A 14,202-nucleotide genomic window follows, 5' to 3' on the forward strand; every position below is an offset into this window, starting at 1 on the left:
GGACTATTATTCTGTTAAGAACGCACTTTAAAGTACGCCACATACTTAAAAGTAAGGGTGTGATATATCAATGATTCATCAGCGCGAGTGTCCCATCGAGACGGTCATTCATGTTTTAGGTGGGAAGTGGAAACCAACGATCTTATGGAATTTGGTGGAATCCACCAAGAGGTATAGCGATCTGGAAAAGCTAATACCTGATGTCTCGCAAAAAATGCTCACACAACATCTTCGTGATCTAGAACAAGAAGGCGTGATCCAAAGAACGGTATACCCTACCGTCCCTCCAAAAGTAGAATATTCGCTTAGTGAATATGGCCGGACATTGGTCCCTGTTGCAGAAATCATGTGTGCTTGGGGAGAAAAACATAATGAACGCAAACAAAAAGAACCAGCGTCTTAAAGCTGGTTCTTTTTGTTTGCGTTTAAGTCATTTTCCTTAACCCAAGCCCACATAGCTGCAAAAATAGGCTGCAGTTCCCACCCGCGCTCCGTTAGCTCATATTCTACATGTAGGGGAACCCCGGGGTATAGCGTGCGCGTAATAATGCCTTTTTCCTCTAGTACCCTCAGTCGATCTGTTAATGTCTTCGGGCTTATCGGGTGCAACCTTCGCCGCAACTCTCCGAATCGCCTGGTGCCGACGAACAACTCCAACAAAAGAGGAAGTGTCCATTTACCATCCAAGATTTCGAGCAGAGGATCAATGGCTTCGATACAAGAACGATCCAACATGCACGTTTCCTCCATAGTTCATTTTGTGAAACTATTGCACCTTATTGTAACTACTTTTCAAATGTACCACAGTACTGTAGTCTTATTGAAGAGCAGAAATATAAGATTCTACTTCATATCGATTTCAACCCCTGCGTGGTGCGCGCAACCAGGGCGATTAAGCGATAGGATCAGGGCTTTGTACCGTTTTAATAATCTGAATATTCGGTCATTTAATCTATACCATTTAAACTTTGCCTGAAAAGGCTGATTGGAGGCACATATGCAAAGACCATTTGATGTAGATCCATCGGAGTATCCGTTCAAGGACAACTGGATGCCGTATCGCGATGGCATGATTCATTACGTTGACGAGGGGCAAGGCCCCGTCATTCTTCTTCTACACGGAAATCCCACCTGGTCGTATCTTTACCGGAATGTCATCAAAGAGTTGAGTGGTGAATGTCGGCTTATTGCACTGGATTACCCAGGACTCGGGATGTCACGGGCTCCTTCCGGCTATGGCTACACACCTCAGGAGCATTCGGAGGCGGTCGCCGAATTCATCCGGCGCTTAGATCTCAGAGACCTCGTACTAGTCGTGCAAGATTGGGGAGGTCCGATAGGGTTCAATTACGCCGTCAAACACCATAAGAATTTGCGCGGAATTGTCCTTATGAATACATGGGCATGGCCGGCAACACTCCCCGCGATGAAGCTATTCTCGTTAGCGATGGGGGGATGGCCAATCGGTTATTGGCTGCAAACAAGGCAAAACTTTTTTGCTAAGAAAATTGTTCCACATGGAATCCATCATACCGAGAAAGTTACGAATACCTTGAGAAAGGCCTATACCGATCCATTCCCAACGCCAACATCACGGAAACCTACCTGGGTATTCCCGAGGCAGATCCGAAAGGCACGTCCTTGGCTTGAGGAGATCGAGAAGAAACTTCCGGTTTTATCCCATTTGCCAACTCAGATTCTGTGGGGAACGAAAGATAGCGCGGGCTTTCCACTTGAAGAGATGTCCAAATGGCAGAGTTATTTGAAAATGAATGAAACCGAGTCGTTAGCCGACGCCTTCCACTATGTGCAGGAAGATCGGCCAGATCGGGTGACCGCATCCATTCGCAGAGTCCTTAAACGGACAGCGCAACAAACACAGGAGGTTATACGATGAAAACAATTTTATGGGCAACATTAACTGGTAACGGCAACTACGCGCAATCGAGTCCGAATCACCCGCCAAAAGAGGAAGCACTCGGCGATTTTGCAGCACATGCTAGAGAAGCAGGAAATTTCATTGTCGGAAGACGTACATTTGAAGGGATGCAAGCAAGCGGCAGTGGCGGCTATTTTTCCGAAATGGATATCGTCGTTGTATCAGGGAGCGTAAAAGAAATCCCCGGTGTGACGGTCGTAAGCTCGCCAAGCGACGCTTTAAGCTACCTGCGGGATAAAGGCTATCCAACTGCCCTCATTTCGGGAGGTGCGGACCTTCACAATGCTTTCCTGAGTCAAGGGCTTGTTGATGAACTCATATTCAATATCGCGCCAGTACTTGAAGGTAAAGGTCTCAATTTATTAATTGATACAGAGAAATACCAATACAAAGAGGTGGAATTGTTGAACTTCAAGTCGCTCGGCAGCGGCGTCGTTCAAGTGCACTATGCGATTGATCATCATATGTAAGGGATGAACACGAAAACCGCGCCTTTTAGGACGCGGTTCTTGTGTGTTACTCAACTACACTTTCACAGCTTTTATAGATAGCCATTGAGGAATAGCAGCTAAAGGATTTTTACGCCAGTTGCAGTAGTCTTCAAGCTCTTGTTCTGATGGTCGTGCCCCGTCATTTCTGCAAAGATTCAATTTAAGTATGCAGTTGATCCCAATAAAAGGAAAGTGAAAAGATTGTTTAAACTAATCTTAACTTAATCGACGACTATCCGGTCGCCTTTGCTTATTGGTTGCGAAATGACTAGAAATTCAACGTCCTCATTGGATTTATTAAACATTTGATGAGGGACTAATGGAGGAACTTCGACTCCTTCTTGTGGATGGAGGACAATCTCTTTTCCCTCCATTTCCATAGTTCCAATACCTGACAGAACGAAGAAAAATTGACGGGATTGCTGATGATAATGTTTGACCTCTGATGTATTCGCTGGCATCCTTTCATGAATGACGCTTAACTCATTTTTTTGAACTAAATGCCAACCGTCACATTGATCTCCCCACAAATAATGTTCCGCATTTTGCTTGCTTATTTTCATCTCGATATGCTCCTTCTCCGTTGTTTCAATAGAGAATCATTATACATAAAGATGAATAAAAATTCAAAGCGGCATTCCTTCTCCGAGATGGCTTCGGCAACGGGTTTTGTCTTAAAACTTTTGAGCCAACTCACGCGCGTATTGGATGGATTTCTCTTTAATGGCCGGTGCTTGATCAGCCTTTGCAGCAACGCCTTCTATAAAGATGCCTTCAAACGAGGGGACTGCAAAAAATTCCATAATCTTTTTTAAGTGACGATGACCGATTTCAAATTCTGCAAATGGCCCTCCTTGTGCGTAAAAATTGCCGCTTGCCTGAATATGTACAGCCTTTTTATCTTTTAACAGCCCAATAGGACCATTGTTCGTATATTTAAAAGTTTTTCCAGCAACACAAATCGAATCAATGTAGGCTTTCATTACGGGTGGGAATGAAAAATTCCACATGGGATTGACGAACACATATTTATCCGCATCAACAAATTGATCTACCAATTCGCCCATCCGATTTAATTTGTTTTGTTCTTCTTTTTTCAATTGATGAAACGGGGTGCCAGAACTTAATTTTCCCCAGCCGTTGCAGACATCCGAATCAATTTGTGGAATGTTCATTTGGTAGAGATCAAGATACAGCACTACGTCATGGGGATTAGCTTCTCTGTACGCCTTAATAAACTCATCTCCGACGGATAAACTATAGGAATTCTGGTGATCAGGGTGGGCTGTAATATACAATACCTTCGCCATTTTACTTAATCTCCTTTTGTTTGCTTCATAAACACTAGTAAGACAACTGGGAGATTCAAAATGTGACATCCCTTTTTGAAGTTGAAATGTCATTTTGTAAAGAAACCTTTACTTGCGAAATCTTCTTTTGATCGCATATGATACATGGTAGACACGCGGGTCCACCCCAAAACATCGTGCGAGAGGACTAGCAAGCATATGGCTTCCGTATCCTTGATTCAAACTGCCTATGATTATATTCATAGACAAATCATGCTGGGAGAGTTCATGCCCGGCACGCTCTTATCTGAAAATGAACTGGCCGATTTCCTCAACATGAGCCGAACGCCGGTGCGAAGCGCGATTACGCAATTAGAGCACGACGGACTGGTCGTTTCTCTGAAGAAGCGCGGCGTCCTGGTCAAGGAGCCCTCCCTGAAAGAAGCGATGGATATCATGGAGATTCTGTATGCGTTTCAGCAGCTGGCCTTGGAGCATATCGAAACCCACGGCGAGGTGCCGGACCTCAAGAAGCTCAAGGAATGCCTCGATCTGCAATTGGAAGCGACAGAGCAAGGTGCTTACTACCTCTATGTCAAATACACATTACAATTTGCGTACTATTTCATCAGCATCCTGAACAATAGCGCTATGCTCAAGATGATGGAGCTTTATATAGATAAAATCGTGCTCTATGCGACCATTAATTTTAAAATCACGCCGCATGAACCACACTACTCCGGCAATCGTGTGAATCAAGCGCTCTATGACACCATTGCCGCCAAGGATTGGACGGAAATGCGTCGAATTATCAAAACCTCCCATGACCATAACCGTGAACGGATGATCCGGTTAGGCCGCATATAACGTCAAAAAGCGTAAAGGGCACGGTACGTCCCTTACGCTTTTTATAATATCGCTGCAATTCAGCGGCAAATTCATTCTTTTTTCTTTATATCAAGACTAGAAAGCCTAGATTCTATTGAAGCAAGAAGCTTTTTAATCTCCAACAACTCGCCATTAAACTGTTCTAACGTATTTAAATCATCTTCCTCCATACGGTGCAGATGTTTTTGAATATCATCAATTTCCTGCTCTGCTTTATAATTAATGGCGAAATCGATAACCGACTCGTGTTTATCTCTGGCACTTTGCCGATTCTGGCTCATCATAATGATAGGCGCTTGAAAAGCTGCAAGAAAAGATAAGCACAGGTTCAGCAGGATAAATGGAGGTTCGTCAAAGTGAAGAGGTTTGATGAAAGGAAGCGTATTCCAAATCATCCATACGACCAGCACTGCACCAAAGCAACCGATGAAAGTCCAGCTTCCACCGAACTTGGCAATGCTATCGGCGAGCCGATCGGAAATCGTTGTATTTTCCGAATACTCTTCATCGACTCGATTCAGGATGCTTTTTTCATACTCGTCAACCAATCTGTCTATACGCAGCGCATTCGATTCACTAAGCTCAATATCAAACCCTTGAATGATAGAAGCCTCATCAAAAAAGTCATCGTTTTCCATATTCTTTTTGTTCATTTCTCGAATTCCATCCTTGTACACGATTAGTGCATGATTCCACCAAATTTATTTTTAACCTAATCGTGGGTTGTTATTCGAGGAATTTCCGTGATCATCCTATTGTCCTTGTCATACGCTGTTAATCTTAATTCGTTCATTTCAACTAAACTGTAAAATACTCTCTTCCAGTTCGTTTGAATGATCGTTCCCGTTATCACTTGATTGTACTTATCAATGATTTCTATCTTACTAATTTCGGGATCATCTATGTATCCGTAAATGAAATATCTTCTAACATTATCTTTAAAGTTGATTCCTTGTGCATCTACTAGAAATTTACTTCCATCCGTCATGGCGTTACTACTGCTAAGACTCCAACCTTCATGATCACTGCCATCAAAAACAGCCAAACCAATACCCACACTTCCACTATCAAAAAGAGCCTTGTATAGAATAAAAGGCCTTTCCATAACTGAGCCTTGATAAACGATTTCACGACTTTCTTTTTTATGATTTTTATAAAATGCTTCTTCTACTGTCTTGCTTTTACATCCAGAAACACTCATGCAGATTAGAATAAGCATTAGAATGGTCTTAAATATTTGCAATTTCCCCTCCGCATATATTGGGCTACACTACTGCAAAGCTTTTTCAACAAGTTCCTTAATAGGCGTCTGACCCCCAATCAACTGTTGCAGATCATCGGTCGTTTGCTCCATTTGTCCTTCTGCAATGGTACGATAAATAAAAGCCGTTGTTTCCGCAAAAGATTTCGGCAGCCCCGCCTGAACAAGCAAGCTCTTCTCCTCTTCATAAGACACGGACTGATGAGTCACGCTTTTACCAGATATGTCCGAAAGGATGTCAGCCAAATCATCAAAACTCCACGGAGTGTTGGACACGAGGTTATATGACTTATTTTCATGGCCTTCCTCTGTCAGAACGGTTGCTGCAGCCAAAGCCAAATCAATGCGACTAACCGAATTTATTTTGCCATTATTGGTATTAGTGAAAATGGTACCGCTCTTTATATAGGTTTTAAGTGACGCGTTAATAAAAAATTCCGTATACCCTCCGTTACGCAAAAAAGTGAAAGGAATCCGAGTCGTATGAATCGCATTCTCCGTAGCGAGATGAACACGAGCAAATGGATTGTCTTCAGCAAAAGCGAAGCTTGTATACGCAATATGTTGTATTTTTTGATCTCTGGCTGCTTTCACGACATTGGCATGTTGAACGACGCGCAGCGTATCATCGGATTCTGAACTTGAAATGAACAGCAGCTTCGTTCCAAGTCTAAAAGCATTTTGTAGAGATTCAGGGACACTATAGTCTGCCAAGCGAACTTCAATGCCAAGGGCTGCAAGAGCAGCCGCTTTTTCGAGATTGCGAACAACCGCGATAATATGACTTGCAGGTACTTTTTTAAGCAGATGCTGTATAACCAGATTACCCAACTGACCTGTCGCTCCTGTGACAATAATCTTCATCAACCGATCTTCCTCTCTATTCGTTCGTTGCGAGCTATACTTTTAAAATAGCTTTTACCGAAGCGATCCACAAGTGAGTTAATCCTTATAATTAAATTTTACTGCCACACGATGCGTCCTTTTCTCAGCTTGGCTATGTACACAATTTGCCCTGTATGATAATGAATTTCTCTTACCATAGCAATCATTAAGTTAAGTATGGTTGTTTGGTTGTTTACCTGGCTATATGTAAGTGGGGGCAGATTGAGAAAAGGTTGTGACATCAGCAAATGAGGATTTAACTTTAGATGTTCCAGATATTGAAGGATGATTTCAAATGCTTCCTTAGCCGTTTGATAAACTTCTTCTTTTGACATTTGAAGCCCTCTTTCAAACTCTTTTTCTCTATCCCTCGTGTCGGGTGTGCCATAAAAGATCTGTTCAATCCGTGAATGAACACATCCACGAATATGTGCAACTAGATTTGCAATACTGTTGCTTTCAACATTTGGCGACCAAGTCATATCTTCTTCCGACAATTGCTCAATCGCCTTAAGAGTCCCTCGCATTTCCGATCTGAACTTGGGCATCATGCTTTCAATAACCTCGATGGCAATATCCATAAACACACCTCATCATTTCATTTATTTGTAAGCATTCAAGCGCGATGAAACAAAAAAAACCGTCGAGGACGGTCCTTTTTATGTTGGATCCACTTCGAAGAGGAACTAGCGTCCGCTATTTGAAGAAATCGAGCTGTTTCCTCACTGAGTGGGAACTACAGGACCTTATTTCTCTCAAATGGTGGTTTTTCAGGTGAAATCGGCAAAATAGAGTACCGTAGTTCCCCTCGCATGTTAAAATATGTATTTTCAGCGAAATAGAGGCCTGTAGTTCCCCTATAGCTTCCCGGGGTTTCCATTACCCCAAATTTTACCAAAAATCCGGAAATATAACTATAGTACTCAAGATACAATTCATCAGTCCATGTGTTAAAAAACGAAATAATGCCACACTTGGCCAATCCGCTTTTTACCGACTTTATTTTGCATCTCCAAATAATCCAGACACCCGATGATCTCCGCCATCACGAAAGGAAAATCGCTTATATACAAGTTTTTGTATAAGGCCATGCCAAGCTCGCTAGGCATCGAGATTCCGCTAGCAACCAGCTGCCAAATCCGGTTCACCCTTCGATAAATGTGCTGTAATCTTTTCGAAATCAATTCCTTATACAGATAAATGGGTTCGCCATGTCCGGAAAATACCTTCACCATAGGAAGCTGCAAGCACTTCTGAAGCGAGGCCACATGCTGAATTAAAGACGGCGTACGCCGTCCAAACTGATCAGGCTCAATGAGCGCGCTGCTGGACATATGGCCGATCATCAAATCTCCGGCAAATAGCCATTGCCGCTCTCGATTGTACAGAGCAATGTGGTCTGGAGAATGGCCCAAGGTTTCTATGACCTGCATGTCCGCGAAGGTGTCTCCGTCATATAGCGGAACAATGTCTCCCGCAATTCGATGCTCGTTCATTGAAGCAGCTTCTTTTAATTTTTCCACTTGCTGTAAACCTAAGTCGCCACAACCCAAGGATTCATATAACTCTCCGAAAAATTGAATCCTAAACTGTAAAAAATCCCTGTCTCTCTTCAGCCTGTGAAGCGATTCGTGATGAGCATAGATGGGAATGTCATGATCGAAAGTAATTCTATTGATAATCCCGATATGATCTTGATGGCTATGTGTAACGATAATCCGATCCAAATCTTTCATGGCCAACCGATTAACGGCCATCGCTGTTAAAAATGCCGTCCAGCACTCTTCGGAATTGACCCCAGCATCAATCAAAGTGAGCGAACCCGCTTCCTCAAGCAGATAAAAGTTAAAGGTGCGCAAGCTGCGTGGAGTCGGAACGACAATCGGATACACCGTACACCCTGCTTCCGTTATTATCAAAGCTATTTCAATCTCCTTCTAGCTTGTTCAGGCTTGTTTATTTTTTCTTTATGGATGGACATCCAGGCAATGTTGACTTCATATGAAATATTCAAGGAATAATGCAAGACGGCTGTCACATGTTCTTTCCAATTTTGAAGCGACTCGATCGAGCACCCTCGCTGCAAAGACAATTTAATGAATACTTTATTCCTATCGACTTGAATAGAATGAACTTGCAGCATGGGATCTGCCGAAAGCGTGACGATATCCCTTATGCATTGCGGGTATATGGTTATTTTATCCCTAGAGAACGCCGGCTTCACCAGGATAACTTCTTCTCTCTGTTTGCCAAAATATATGGTCTGCTTGCTAAACCAACCTACATACGTTTTCTCGACGTCATCCGGCAGAATGGGAATCACATGATACCCGATACGCCGGCGTTCTCCAGCCAATTTCAACTCTTCCTCCGATTGGAAGGATTCGATAGGCAGCCATTCAATGGCACTTGGCAAATTCAAACGCTGTGCGATTTTCTCCACCATTTTCTTGGACGTACCAATCACTAAAATCTTCTTAATCCCGGACCTCACAATATAATTATATACTTGAAGGCGATGGGCGTCTGTGAAAAAAATAGCTGTTTTCGTAGCTGCATACGCGGTGCGTTCATTTTTCGCCGATTTCCCTGCTACACGTTGTTTGCCCATAATGAGAATACCGTCATCCACCACAGCGTCAATCTGATAGAGAGCAATAATCTCGCTGGATTTGTAACTCTTGCCGGTTCCACTTTTGCCGTACAATCCGTATACTTTCATTCTGCACCATTCCATCTTGATTAGCAGCCCTAGCCCCGGTTACGGCGTGTCACCCGCTGTGTTCACATCGTATTCTTCCAAGAACTTGATATCAAAACTTCCACTAGCAAATACCGGATGCTGCAAAAGACTCTGATGAAAAGGAATCGTCGTGCGTACACCCTCAATAAAAAATTCACCAAGCGCACGCTGCATTCTTGCGATGGCATCATTCCGATTTTTGCCCCACACAATGAGTTTGGCAATCATGGAATCATAATGTGGAGGAATGCTGTAATCCACATAGACAGCGCTGTCGACACGAACACCAAACCCACCTGGCGGCAAATAAAATTGAATTCTGCCCGGCGACGGCATGAAATTTCGTGCAGGATCTTCCGCATTAATCCTGCACTCGATGGCGCAGCCTCGAATTTCCACATCTTCCTGGCGAAATGAGAGCTGATTTCCTTCCGCTACACGAATCATTTCCTGCACGATGTCCACGCCGGTAACCATTTCAGTCACGGGATGCTCCACTTGAATTCTCGTGTTCATCTCCATGAAATAAAAGCTGCCGTCCTCACCGAGCAGAAATTCCAATGTCCCCGCCCCGACATAGTTCACCGATTTGGCAGCTCGTACCGCCGCCTCGCCCATTCGTCTGCGTATTTCCGCTGTCAACGTTGGGCACGGGGATTCTTCCACAAGCTTCTGGCGCCTGCGCTGAATGGAGCAATCTCTTTCACCCAAATGCACCACATTGCCGTGCTGGTCCGCCATGATTTGAATCTCCACATGTTTCATCCCGGTCAGAAACTTCTCCAAATACACGCCCGCATTGCCGAACGCCATCTGAGCTTCCTGCTTGGCAGCCGCTACCTGGCGGATCAGTTCATCTTCGTCGTGAACGACGCGAATTCCCTTGCCTCCGCCACCGGCTGTCGCTTTAATAATGACCGGATAACCGATGTCCCGTGCGATCCGGATCGCTTCCTCGGTGGAATCGACGATGCCGTCCGACCCCGGAATAACGGGGACTTGCGCCTCTTTCATCGTCATCTTGGCTGAAGACTTATCTCCCATCCTGGCAATAGCAGACGCGGAAGGTCCGATAAACGTCATATTCACGCTCGAACACAGTTCAGCGAAATCAGCATTCTCAGCCAGGAAGCCATAACCGGGATGGATAGCATCCGCCCCTGTCAACATCGCCACACTGATCAAATTGTCGAAACGAAGATAGCTGTCCTTCGAAGCGAAGGGGCCGATACAGTAGGCTTCATCCGCCAATTGTACATGCAGCGCGTCACGATCCGCTTCCGAATAAACAGCCACCGATTGAATGCCAAGCTCTTTGCAAGCTCGGATAATACGTACGGCGATTTCCCCGCGATTGGCGATAACCACTTTTCGAAACTGTCGAACCTCACTCATATTGGCTTCACCAGAAACATCGGCTGCCCGTATTCCACGAGTTGGCCGTTTTCCACAAGAATCTGCACAATTTCGCCTGCACATTCCGCCTCGATTTCATTCATCAGCTTCATAGCTTCCAAGATGCACACGACCGTCCTTTCTTTCACCTGTTCGCCTACTTTTACGAATGCCGGTTTATCAGGTGAAGGCGCGTGGTAGAAGGTTCCAACCATAGGCGATACGATCGGTTTGAGTTCCGTTTTCACATCCATCAAAGGACGCGCAAAACTCAATGCTTCAACAGAATCTGCCGTTTGCATAACAGAAGGTTCCCTCTCTTGCGAAGAGGCTTGAATCTGTGTCACTGGAGAAACGGGACGGTAATCCGTTGGTGCCGTAACCCCAGCTCTCGTCTTATTTTGTGTGGAGATCTTTAAACGCATGCCATCCTTTTCCAACTCCAGCTCCTCGATAGAACTAGCATCGACAGTCTTGATTAGGTCGCTAATTTCCTTAAAGCTCAGCATGCTGCATTCTCCTTCATCCGACGTATCCTTATGTCATCTATCCTAAGGATTACACGTTGATTAAAATTTCGGTATGCATAACTTGGATACTATGCTTATGAATGTTCGGTTCACTTGTATCGAACGTGAAAGTTCCCATCTTGCGGAATTTCTTATAGCGGTCTTCACGCAATTGTTTTTTGTCCATGAATTGCAGCACACGCAGATGTCGAAGGACGGCATTTTTCATGAGAGCCGCTTGTACTTCCAGACTGGCAGGAGACGGTTCGGGGATGATGTCATCGATGATTCCAAGTTCCTGTAAATCTTGCGCCGTAATTTTCATTGCTCCTGCAGCTTGTTCCGCCTTGGACGCATCTTTCCACAAAATGGCCGCAGCCGCATTCGGTGAAGCAACCGAATAAATGGCATGCTCCAGCATCATGACTCTGTTCCCTACACCAAGTGCCAAAGCACCGCCGCTGCCTCCCTCCCCGATGACGATGCAAATGACAGGGATGTCGAGCTTGGACATCTCATATAGATTACGGGCAATTGCTTCGGATTGCCCCCGCTCCTCGGCTGCTTCACCTGGAAAAGCACCTGGCGTATCTATAAAAGTAATAAGCGGACGGTTAAACCGATTGGCTTGGTGCATCAGGCGCAGTGCCTTACGGAAGCCTTCCGGATGGGGCATTCCGAAGTTTCGGCTCAGATTCTCCTTCGTATTTCTTCCCTTTTGGTGACCGATAACGGTCACTGGGATACCGTTTAATTTAGCAATACCGCCTACAATGGCCTGGTCATCTCCAAACAATCGGTCCCCTTGCATTTCGAAAAAATCTGTAAACATGTGCCGTATATAATCAAGTGTTGTGGGACGCCCCGGATGCCGGGCGATCTGCATCTTTTGAGCCGCTGTCAAATTATTGTAAATTTCATCCTTCAAAGTGTCGAAGCGCTCTTCAAGGACGGAGATTTCATGCTGAAAATCCATATTTTTATCCGTGGAAAAAGATCGCAAATCTTCAATTTTACCGCGAAGCTCCGTAAGCGTTTGTTCAAAAGGCAGATCATTACGCATTTTACACAACCTCCTTATGGGATGGATGAAGCTCCAGCAATTGAGCTAACGTTGCTCGCAATTCTTTCCGATGAACAACCCGATCCAGTTGACCATGATCCAAATGAAATTCCGATTTCTGGAAGTTATCGGGTAGCTTTTGTTTAATCGTCTGTTCAATAACGATACGTCCGGCAAATCCGAAAGCAGCGCCGGGCTCGGCCAAGATAATGTCGCCAAGCATGGCAAAGCTTGCGGAAACGCCACCGTAGGTCGGATTGGTGATGACAGAAATGTACAATCCGCCCTGTTCCTGAAACTTGGCGATCGCTGCGCTGGTTTTGGCCATCTGCATCAAACAAAGGATGCTTTCCTGCATACGGGCTCCACCCGATGTGGAGAAAATAAGCAGCGGCAGTTTTTTTGCCATCGCAGATTCGATCGCCCTCGTCACCTTCTCGCCGACCACCGAGCCCATCGTTCCTGCGAAGAAGTCAAAGCTCATGATCACGCCAACAAGAGGCATTCCGTTAATCTTGCCTTCTCCCGTAATAACGGCCTCCTTAAGGCCCGACTTCTCCTTCTGTACCGCTAATTTATCCGGATACCCAGGAAATGCGAGTGGATCCTCGGAAATCATGTCCGCGTCAAATTCCTTAAAGCTGCCCTCATCGAAGGTTTCTTTAATTCGCTCAGGCACACTCAGTTTGAAATGGTGATCGCATTTCGAGCATACCTTGGCGTTCTTGTCCAGCTCTTTAAAGTATTGTATCGCTGTGCATTGCGGGCATTTGCTTAACAGCCCGTCGGGGATTTCAGGCGGAGTACGGTCTGATGCCGAGGCAATTGTGGCATACGATTTTTTCCTTTGAAATAACATGGCTACACCTCTACCCTTTCAATCATGACAACCGCTGCCGCGGTATGTTTGGTGTGCGTAATTGTGACATGGGAACGAATGGGCTCCTTGTACTGATTCACTATTACAGCTGGCATCCACAATTCCGGTTTGCCCAAGCTGTCTGGCACGATCTCAAGGCTTTTGGGTGTTACAATACTCGAAAGCCCCGTCCCCAGTGCCTTGGATGCGGCTTCCTTAGCGGCAAAACGTCCAGAAAGCCATTCCGTTTTCCGCCTCGGAGCCCGCAATTGTTCGTACAGATGGAGCTCCCGTTCTGACAACAACAACCGGATGAAGGAGGTTTCTTCTCTTGCCACGATTTTCTGAATCCGTTCGATATCCACCAAATCTAGCCCGATCCCTATCAACATAGCGACTATCCTTCGGGGAGGAAAAAGATCAGTTCGCCTTTTGCTACTTTGGCTTGTGTACTCCCATTGATGATGCGCACCTTGGTGGTATGGTAGTTGCCGAGCTTCTCCTTCATTTCCACGATGATGTGTAAAGTGTCGCCTGGTCTGCTTGGATTAATAAACCGGAAATCTTGCGTTCGTACCAAATAGCCGATGCGCGCTTCCGCTTTATCCAAATCTTCCAAGGCAATCGATAGCAGCATACTTGCCTGTGCGGCCATCTCAATCATCAGAACGCCAGGAACGATTGGTTCCCCTGGGAAATGACCGGCGAAATACGGTTCATTATAAGCAACATTTTTCACACATTCGATGGTACTGCCCTCCAAACGGATCACGCGGTCGATAAATAGGAACGGAGGAGCTTGCTTCAAGATCTGGTGCGGCGGTCTGTTCAGCACATCCATTCTCTTTTGTTCCAATACGCTCATTCGTTATTAACCCCC

The 14,202-nt window shown here is 45.1% G+C and carries 19 protein-coding genes; 4 read left to right on the forward strand and 15 right to left on the reverse strand.

All coding sequences use genetic code 11. From position 1 onward, the window contains the following. Positions 1-70 precede the first annotated feature (70 nt). Entirely contained in the window at positions 71-403 is a 333-nt protein-coding gene (locus ACKTT9_RS28330) for a helix-turn-helix domain-containing protein (protein ID WP_157318613.1), read from the forward strand. On the opposite strand, the gene ACKTT9_RS28335 is transcribed toward ACKTT9_RS28330, so the two are convergent. Then, positions 400-735, reverse strand: coding sequence for a winged helix-turn-helix transcriptional regulator (locus ACKTT9_RS28335; protein ID WP_407868557.1), 336 nt, complete (start codon positions 733-735; stop codon positions 400-402). The genes ACKTT9_RS28330 and ACKTT9_RS28335 overlap by 4 nt on opposite strands. Positions 736-997: 262 nt before the next feature. On the opposite strand from ACKTT9_RS28335, the gene ACKTT9_RS28340 reads away from it, so the two are divergent. Both ACKTT9_RS28340 and ACKTT9_RS28345 read left to right on the forward strand, forming a co-directional pair. After that, positions 998-1,897, forward strand: a complete 900-nt coding sequence (locus ACKTT9_RS28340; RefSeq protein ID WP_407868558.1) for an alpha/beta fold hydrolase — start codon at positions 998-1,000, stop codon at positions 1,895-1,897. Then, the gene (locus ACKTT9_RS28345; protein WP_407868559.1) at positions 1,894-2,409 is read left to right on the forward strand and encodes a dihydrofolate reductase family protein; all 516 of its coding nucleotides are present in this window, start codon (positions 1,894-1,896) and stop codon (positions 2,407-2,409) included. Before ACKTT9_RS28340 ends, ACKTT9_RS28345 begins: the two co-directional genes overlap by 4 nt. Before the next feature lie 242 nt (positions 2,410-2,651). Here ACKTT9_RS28345 and ACKTT9_RS28350 read toward each other — a convergent pair whose 3' ends face one another. Together ACKTT9_RS28350 and ACKTT9_RS28355 are read right to left on the reverse strand one after the other, a co-directional pair. Continuing rightward, a complete protein-coding gene (locus tag ACKTT9_RS28350; protein ID WP_407868560.1) occupies positions 2,652-2,993 on the reverse strand; it encodes a cupin domain-containing protein in 342 nt (113 codons plus the stop codon). A gap of 111 nt (positions 2,994-3,104) precedes the next feature. Next, positions 3,105-3,740, reverse strand: a complete 636-nt coding sequence (locus ACKTT9_RS28355) for an NAD(P)H-dependent oxidoreductase (RefSeq protein ID WP_407868561.1) — start codon at positions 3,738-3,740, stop codon at positions 3,105-3,107. A gap of 198 nt (positions 3,741-3,938) precedes the next feature. Between ACKTT9_RS28355 and ACKTT9_RS28360 the strand changes: the two genes are divergently transcribed. Then, positions 3,939-4,586, forward strand: a complete 648-nt coding sequence (locus ACKTT9_RS28360; protein ID WP_407868562.1) for a GntR family transcriptional regulator — start codon at positions 3,939-3,941, stop codon at positions 4,584-4,586. Between the two features lie 71 nt (positions 4,587-4,657). Here the strand turns inward: ACKTT9_RS28360 and ACKTT9_RS28365 are convergent, their stop codons facing one another. The 12 genes from ACKTT9_RS28365 to ACKTT9_RS28420 form a co-directional block, all read right to left on the reverse strand. Then, positions 4,658-5,260 carry a DUF1003 domain-containing protein gene (locus tag ACKTT9_RS28365; protein WP_407868563.1) on the reverse strand — a complete coding sequence of 201 codons (603 nt, stop codon included), beginning with the start codon at positions 5,258-5,260 and terminating at the stop codon, positions 4,658-4,660. Between the two features lie 59 nt (positions 5,261-5,319). Continuing rightward, entirely contained in the window at positions 5,320-5,850 is a 531-nt protein-coding gene (locus ACKTT9_RS28370) for a hypothetical protein (protein ID WP_407868564.1), read from the reverse strand. A gap of 27 nt (positions 5,851-5,877) precedes the next feature. Beyond that, positions 5,878-6,732 carry an SDR family oxidoreductase gene (locus tag ACKTT9_RS28375; protein WP_407868565.1) on the reverse strand — a complete coding sequence of 285 codons (855 nt, stop codon included), beginning with the start codon at positions 6,730-6,732 and terminating at the stop codon, positions 5,878-5,880. A gap of 98 nt (positions 6,733-6,830) precedes the next feature. Further along, the gene (locus ACKTT9_RS28380; RefSeq protein ID WP_407868566.1) at positions 6,831-7,334 is read right to left on the reverse strand and encodes a DUF1572 family protein; all 504 of its coding nucleotides are present in this window, start codon (positions 7,332-7,334) and stop codon (positions 6,831-6,833) included. A gap of 369 nt (positions 7,335-7,703) precedes the next feature. Next, the gene (locus ACKTT9_RS28385; RefSeq protein WP_407868567.1) at positions 7,704-8,672 is read right to left on the reverse strand and encodes an MBL fold metallo-hydrolase; all 969 of its coding nucleotides are present in this window, start codon (positions 8,670-8,672) and stop codon (positions 7,704-7,706) included. Between the two features lie 2 nt (positions 8,673-8,674). Beyond that, positions 8,675-9,475 carry a hypothetical protein gene (locus tag ACKTT9_RS28390; RefSeq protein WP_407868568.1) on the reverse strand — a complete coding sequence of 267 codons (801 nt, stop codon included), beginning with the start codon at positions 9,473-9,475 and terminating at the stop codon, positions 8,675-8,677. 39 nt (positions 9,476-9,514) lie between these two features. Then, entirely contained in the window at positions 9,515-10,891 is a 1,377-nt protein-coding gene (gene accC / locus ACKTT9_RS28395) for an acetyl-CoA carboxylase biotin carboxylase subunit (RefSeq protein ID WP_407868569.1), read from the reverse strand. Beyond that, positions 10,888-11,400: an acetyl-CoA carboxylase biotin carboxyl carrier protein gene (gene accB / locus ACKTT9_RS28400; protein WP_407868570.1), complete on the reverse strand. Its 513-nt coding sequence runs from the start codon at positions 11,398-11,400 to the stop codon at positions 10,888-10,890. The genes accC and accB overlap by 4 nt, the downstream gene beginning before the upstream one ends. Before the next feature lie 49 nt (positions 11,401-11,449). Next, positions 11,450-12,463, reverse strand: coding sequence for an acetyl-CoA carboxylase carboxyl transferase subunit alpha (accA, locus tag ACKTT9_RS28405; RefSeq protein ID WP_407868571.1), 1,014 nt, complete (start codon positions 12,461-12,463; stop codon positions 11,450-11,452). Position 12,464: 1 nt separating this feature from the next. Beyond that, positions 12,465-13,322 carry an acetyl-CoA carboxylase, carboxyltransferase subunit beta gene (accD, locus tag ACKTT9_RS28410; protein ID WP_407868572.1) on the reverse strand — a complete coding sequence of 286 codons (858 nt, stop codon included), beginning with the start codon at positions 13,320-13,322 and terminating at the stop codon, positions 12,465-12,467. A gap of 2 nt (positions 13,323-13,324) precedes the next feature. Then, complete coding sequence (acpS, locus tag ACKTT9_RS28415; protein WP_407868573.1) at positions 13,325-13,714, reverse strand: holo-ACP synthase; 390 nt, start codon at positions 13,712-13,714, stop codon at positions 13,325-13,327. A gap of 5 nt (positions 13,715-13,719) precedes the next feature. Then, positions 13,720-14,187: a 3-hydroxyacyl-ACP dehydratase FabZ family protein gene (locus ACKTT9_RS28420; protein WP_407868574.1), complete on the reverse strand. Its 468-nt coding sequence runs from the start codon at positions 14,185-14,187 to the stop codon at positions 13,720-13,722. Between the last annotated feature and the right edge of the window lie 15 nt (positions 14,188-14,202).

Source organism: Paenibacillus sp. P36, from assembly GCF_045866505.1.
Classification (GTDB): domain Bacteria; phylum Bacillota; class Bacilli; order Paenibacillales; family NBRC-103111; genus Paenibacillus_E; species Paenibacillus_E chondroitinus.

Bases quoted from the DNA above. Each gene is read 5' to 3' on its own strand.
- acpS (WP_407868573.1), bottom strand. From the start codon at position 13,714: ATGTTGATAGGGATCGGGCTAGATTTGGTGGATATCGAACGGATTCAG.
- accA (WP_407868571.1), bottom strand. From the start codon at position 12,463: ATGCGTAATGATCTGCCTTTTGAACAAACGCTTACGGAGCTTCGCGGT.
- ACKTT9_RS28345 (WP_407868559.1), top strand. From the start codon at position 1,894: ATGAAAACAATTTTATGGGCAACATTAACTGGTAACGGCAACTACGCG.
- ACKTT9_RS28330 (WP_157318613.1), top strand. From the start codon at position 71: ATGATTCATCAGCGCGAGTGTCCCATCGAGACGGTCATTCATGTTTTA.
- ACKTT9_RS28355 (WP_407868561.1), bottom strand. From the start codon at position 3,740: ATGGCGAAGGTATTGTATATTACAGCCCACCCTGATCACCAGAATTCC.
- ACKTT9_RS28365 (WP_407868563.1), bottom strand. From the start codon at position 5,260: ATGAACAAAAAGAATATGGAAAACGATGACTTTTTTGATGAGGCTTCT.
- ACKTT9_RS28380 (WP_407868566.1), bottom strand. From the start codon at position 7,334: ATGGATATTGCCATCGAGGTTATTGAAAGCATGATGCCCAAGTTCAGA.
- accC (WP_407868569.1), bottom strand. From the start codon at position 10,891: ATGAGTGAGGTTCGACAGTTTCGAAAAGTGGTTATCGCCAATCGCGGG.
- ACKTT9_RS28360 (WP_407868562.1), top strand. From the start codon at position 3,939: ATGGCTTCCGTATCCTTGATTCAAACTGCCTATGATTATATTCATAGA.
- ACKTT9_RS28350 (WP_407868560.1), bottom strand. From the start codon at position 2,993: ATGAAAATAAGCAAGCAAAATGCGGAACATTATTTGTGGGGAGATCAA.
- ACKTT9_RS28420 (WP_407868574.1), bottom strand. From the start codon at position 14,187: ATGAGCGTATTGGAACAAAAGAGAATGGATGTGCTGAACAGACCGCCG.
- ACKTT9_RS28335 (WP_407868557.1), bottom strand. From the start codon at position 735: ATGTTGGATCGTTCTTGTATCGAAGCCATTGATCCTCTGCTCGAAATC.
- ACKTT9_RS28375 (WP_407868565.1), bottom strand. From the start codon at position 6,732: ATGAAGATTATTGTCACAGGAGCGACAGGTCAGTTGGGTAATCTGGTT.
- accD (WP_407868572.1), bottom strand. From the start codon at position 13,322: ATGTTATTTCAAAGGAAAAAATCGTATGCCACAATTGCCTCGGCATCA.
- ACKTT9_RS28340 (WP_407868558.1), top strand. From the start codon at position 998: ATGCAAAGACCATTTGATGTAGATCCATCGGAGTATCCGTTCAAGGAC.
- ACKTT9_RS28390 (WP_407868568.1), bottom strand. From the start codon at position 9,475: ATGAAAGTATACGGATTGTACGGCAAAAGTGGAACCGGCAAGAGTTAC.
- accB (WP_407868570.1), bottom strand. From the start codon at position 11,400: ATGCTGAGCTTTAAGGAAATTAGCGACCTAATCAAGACTGTCGATGCT.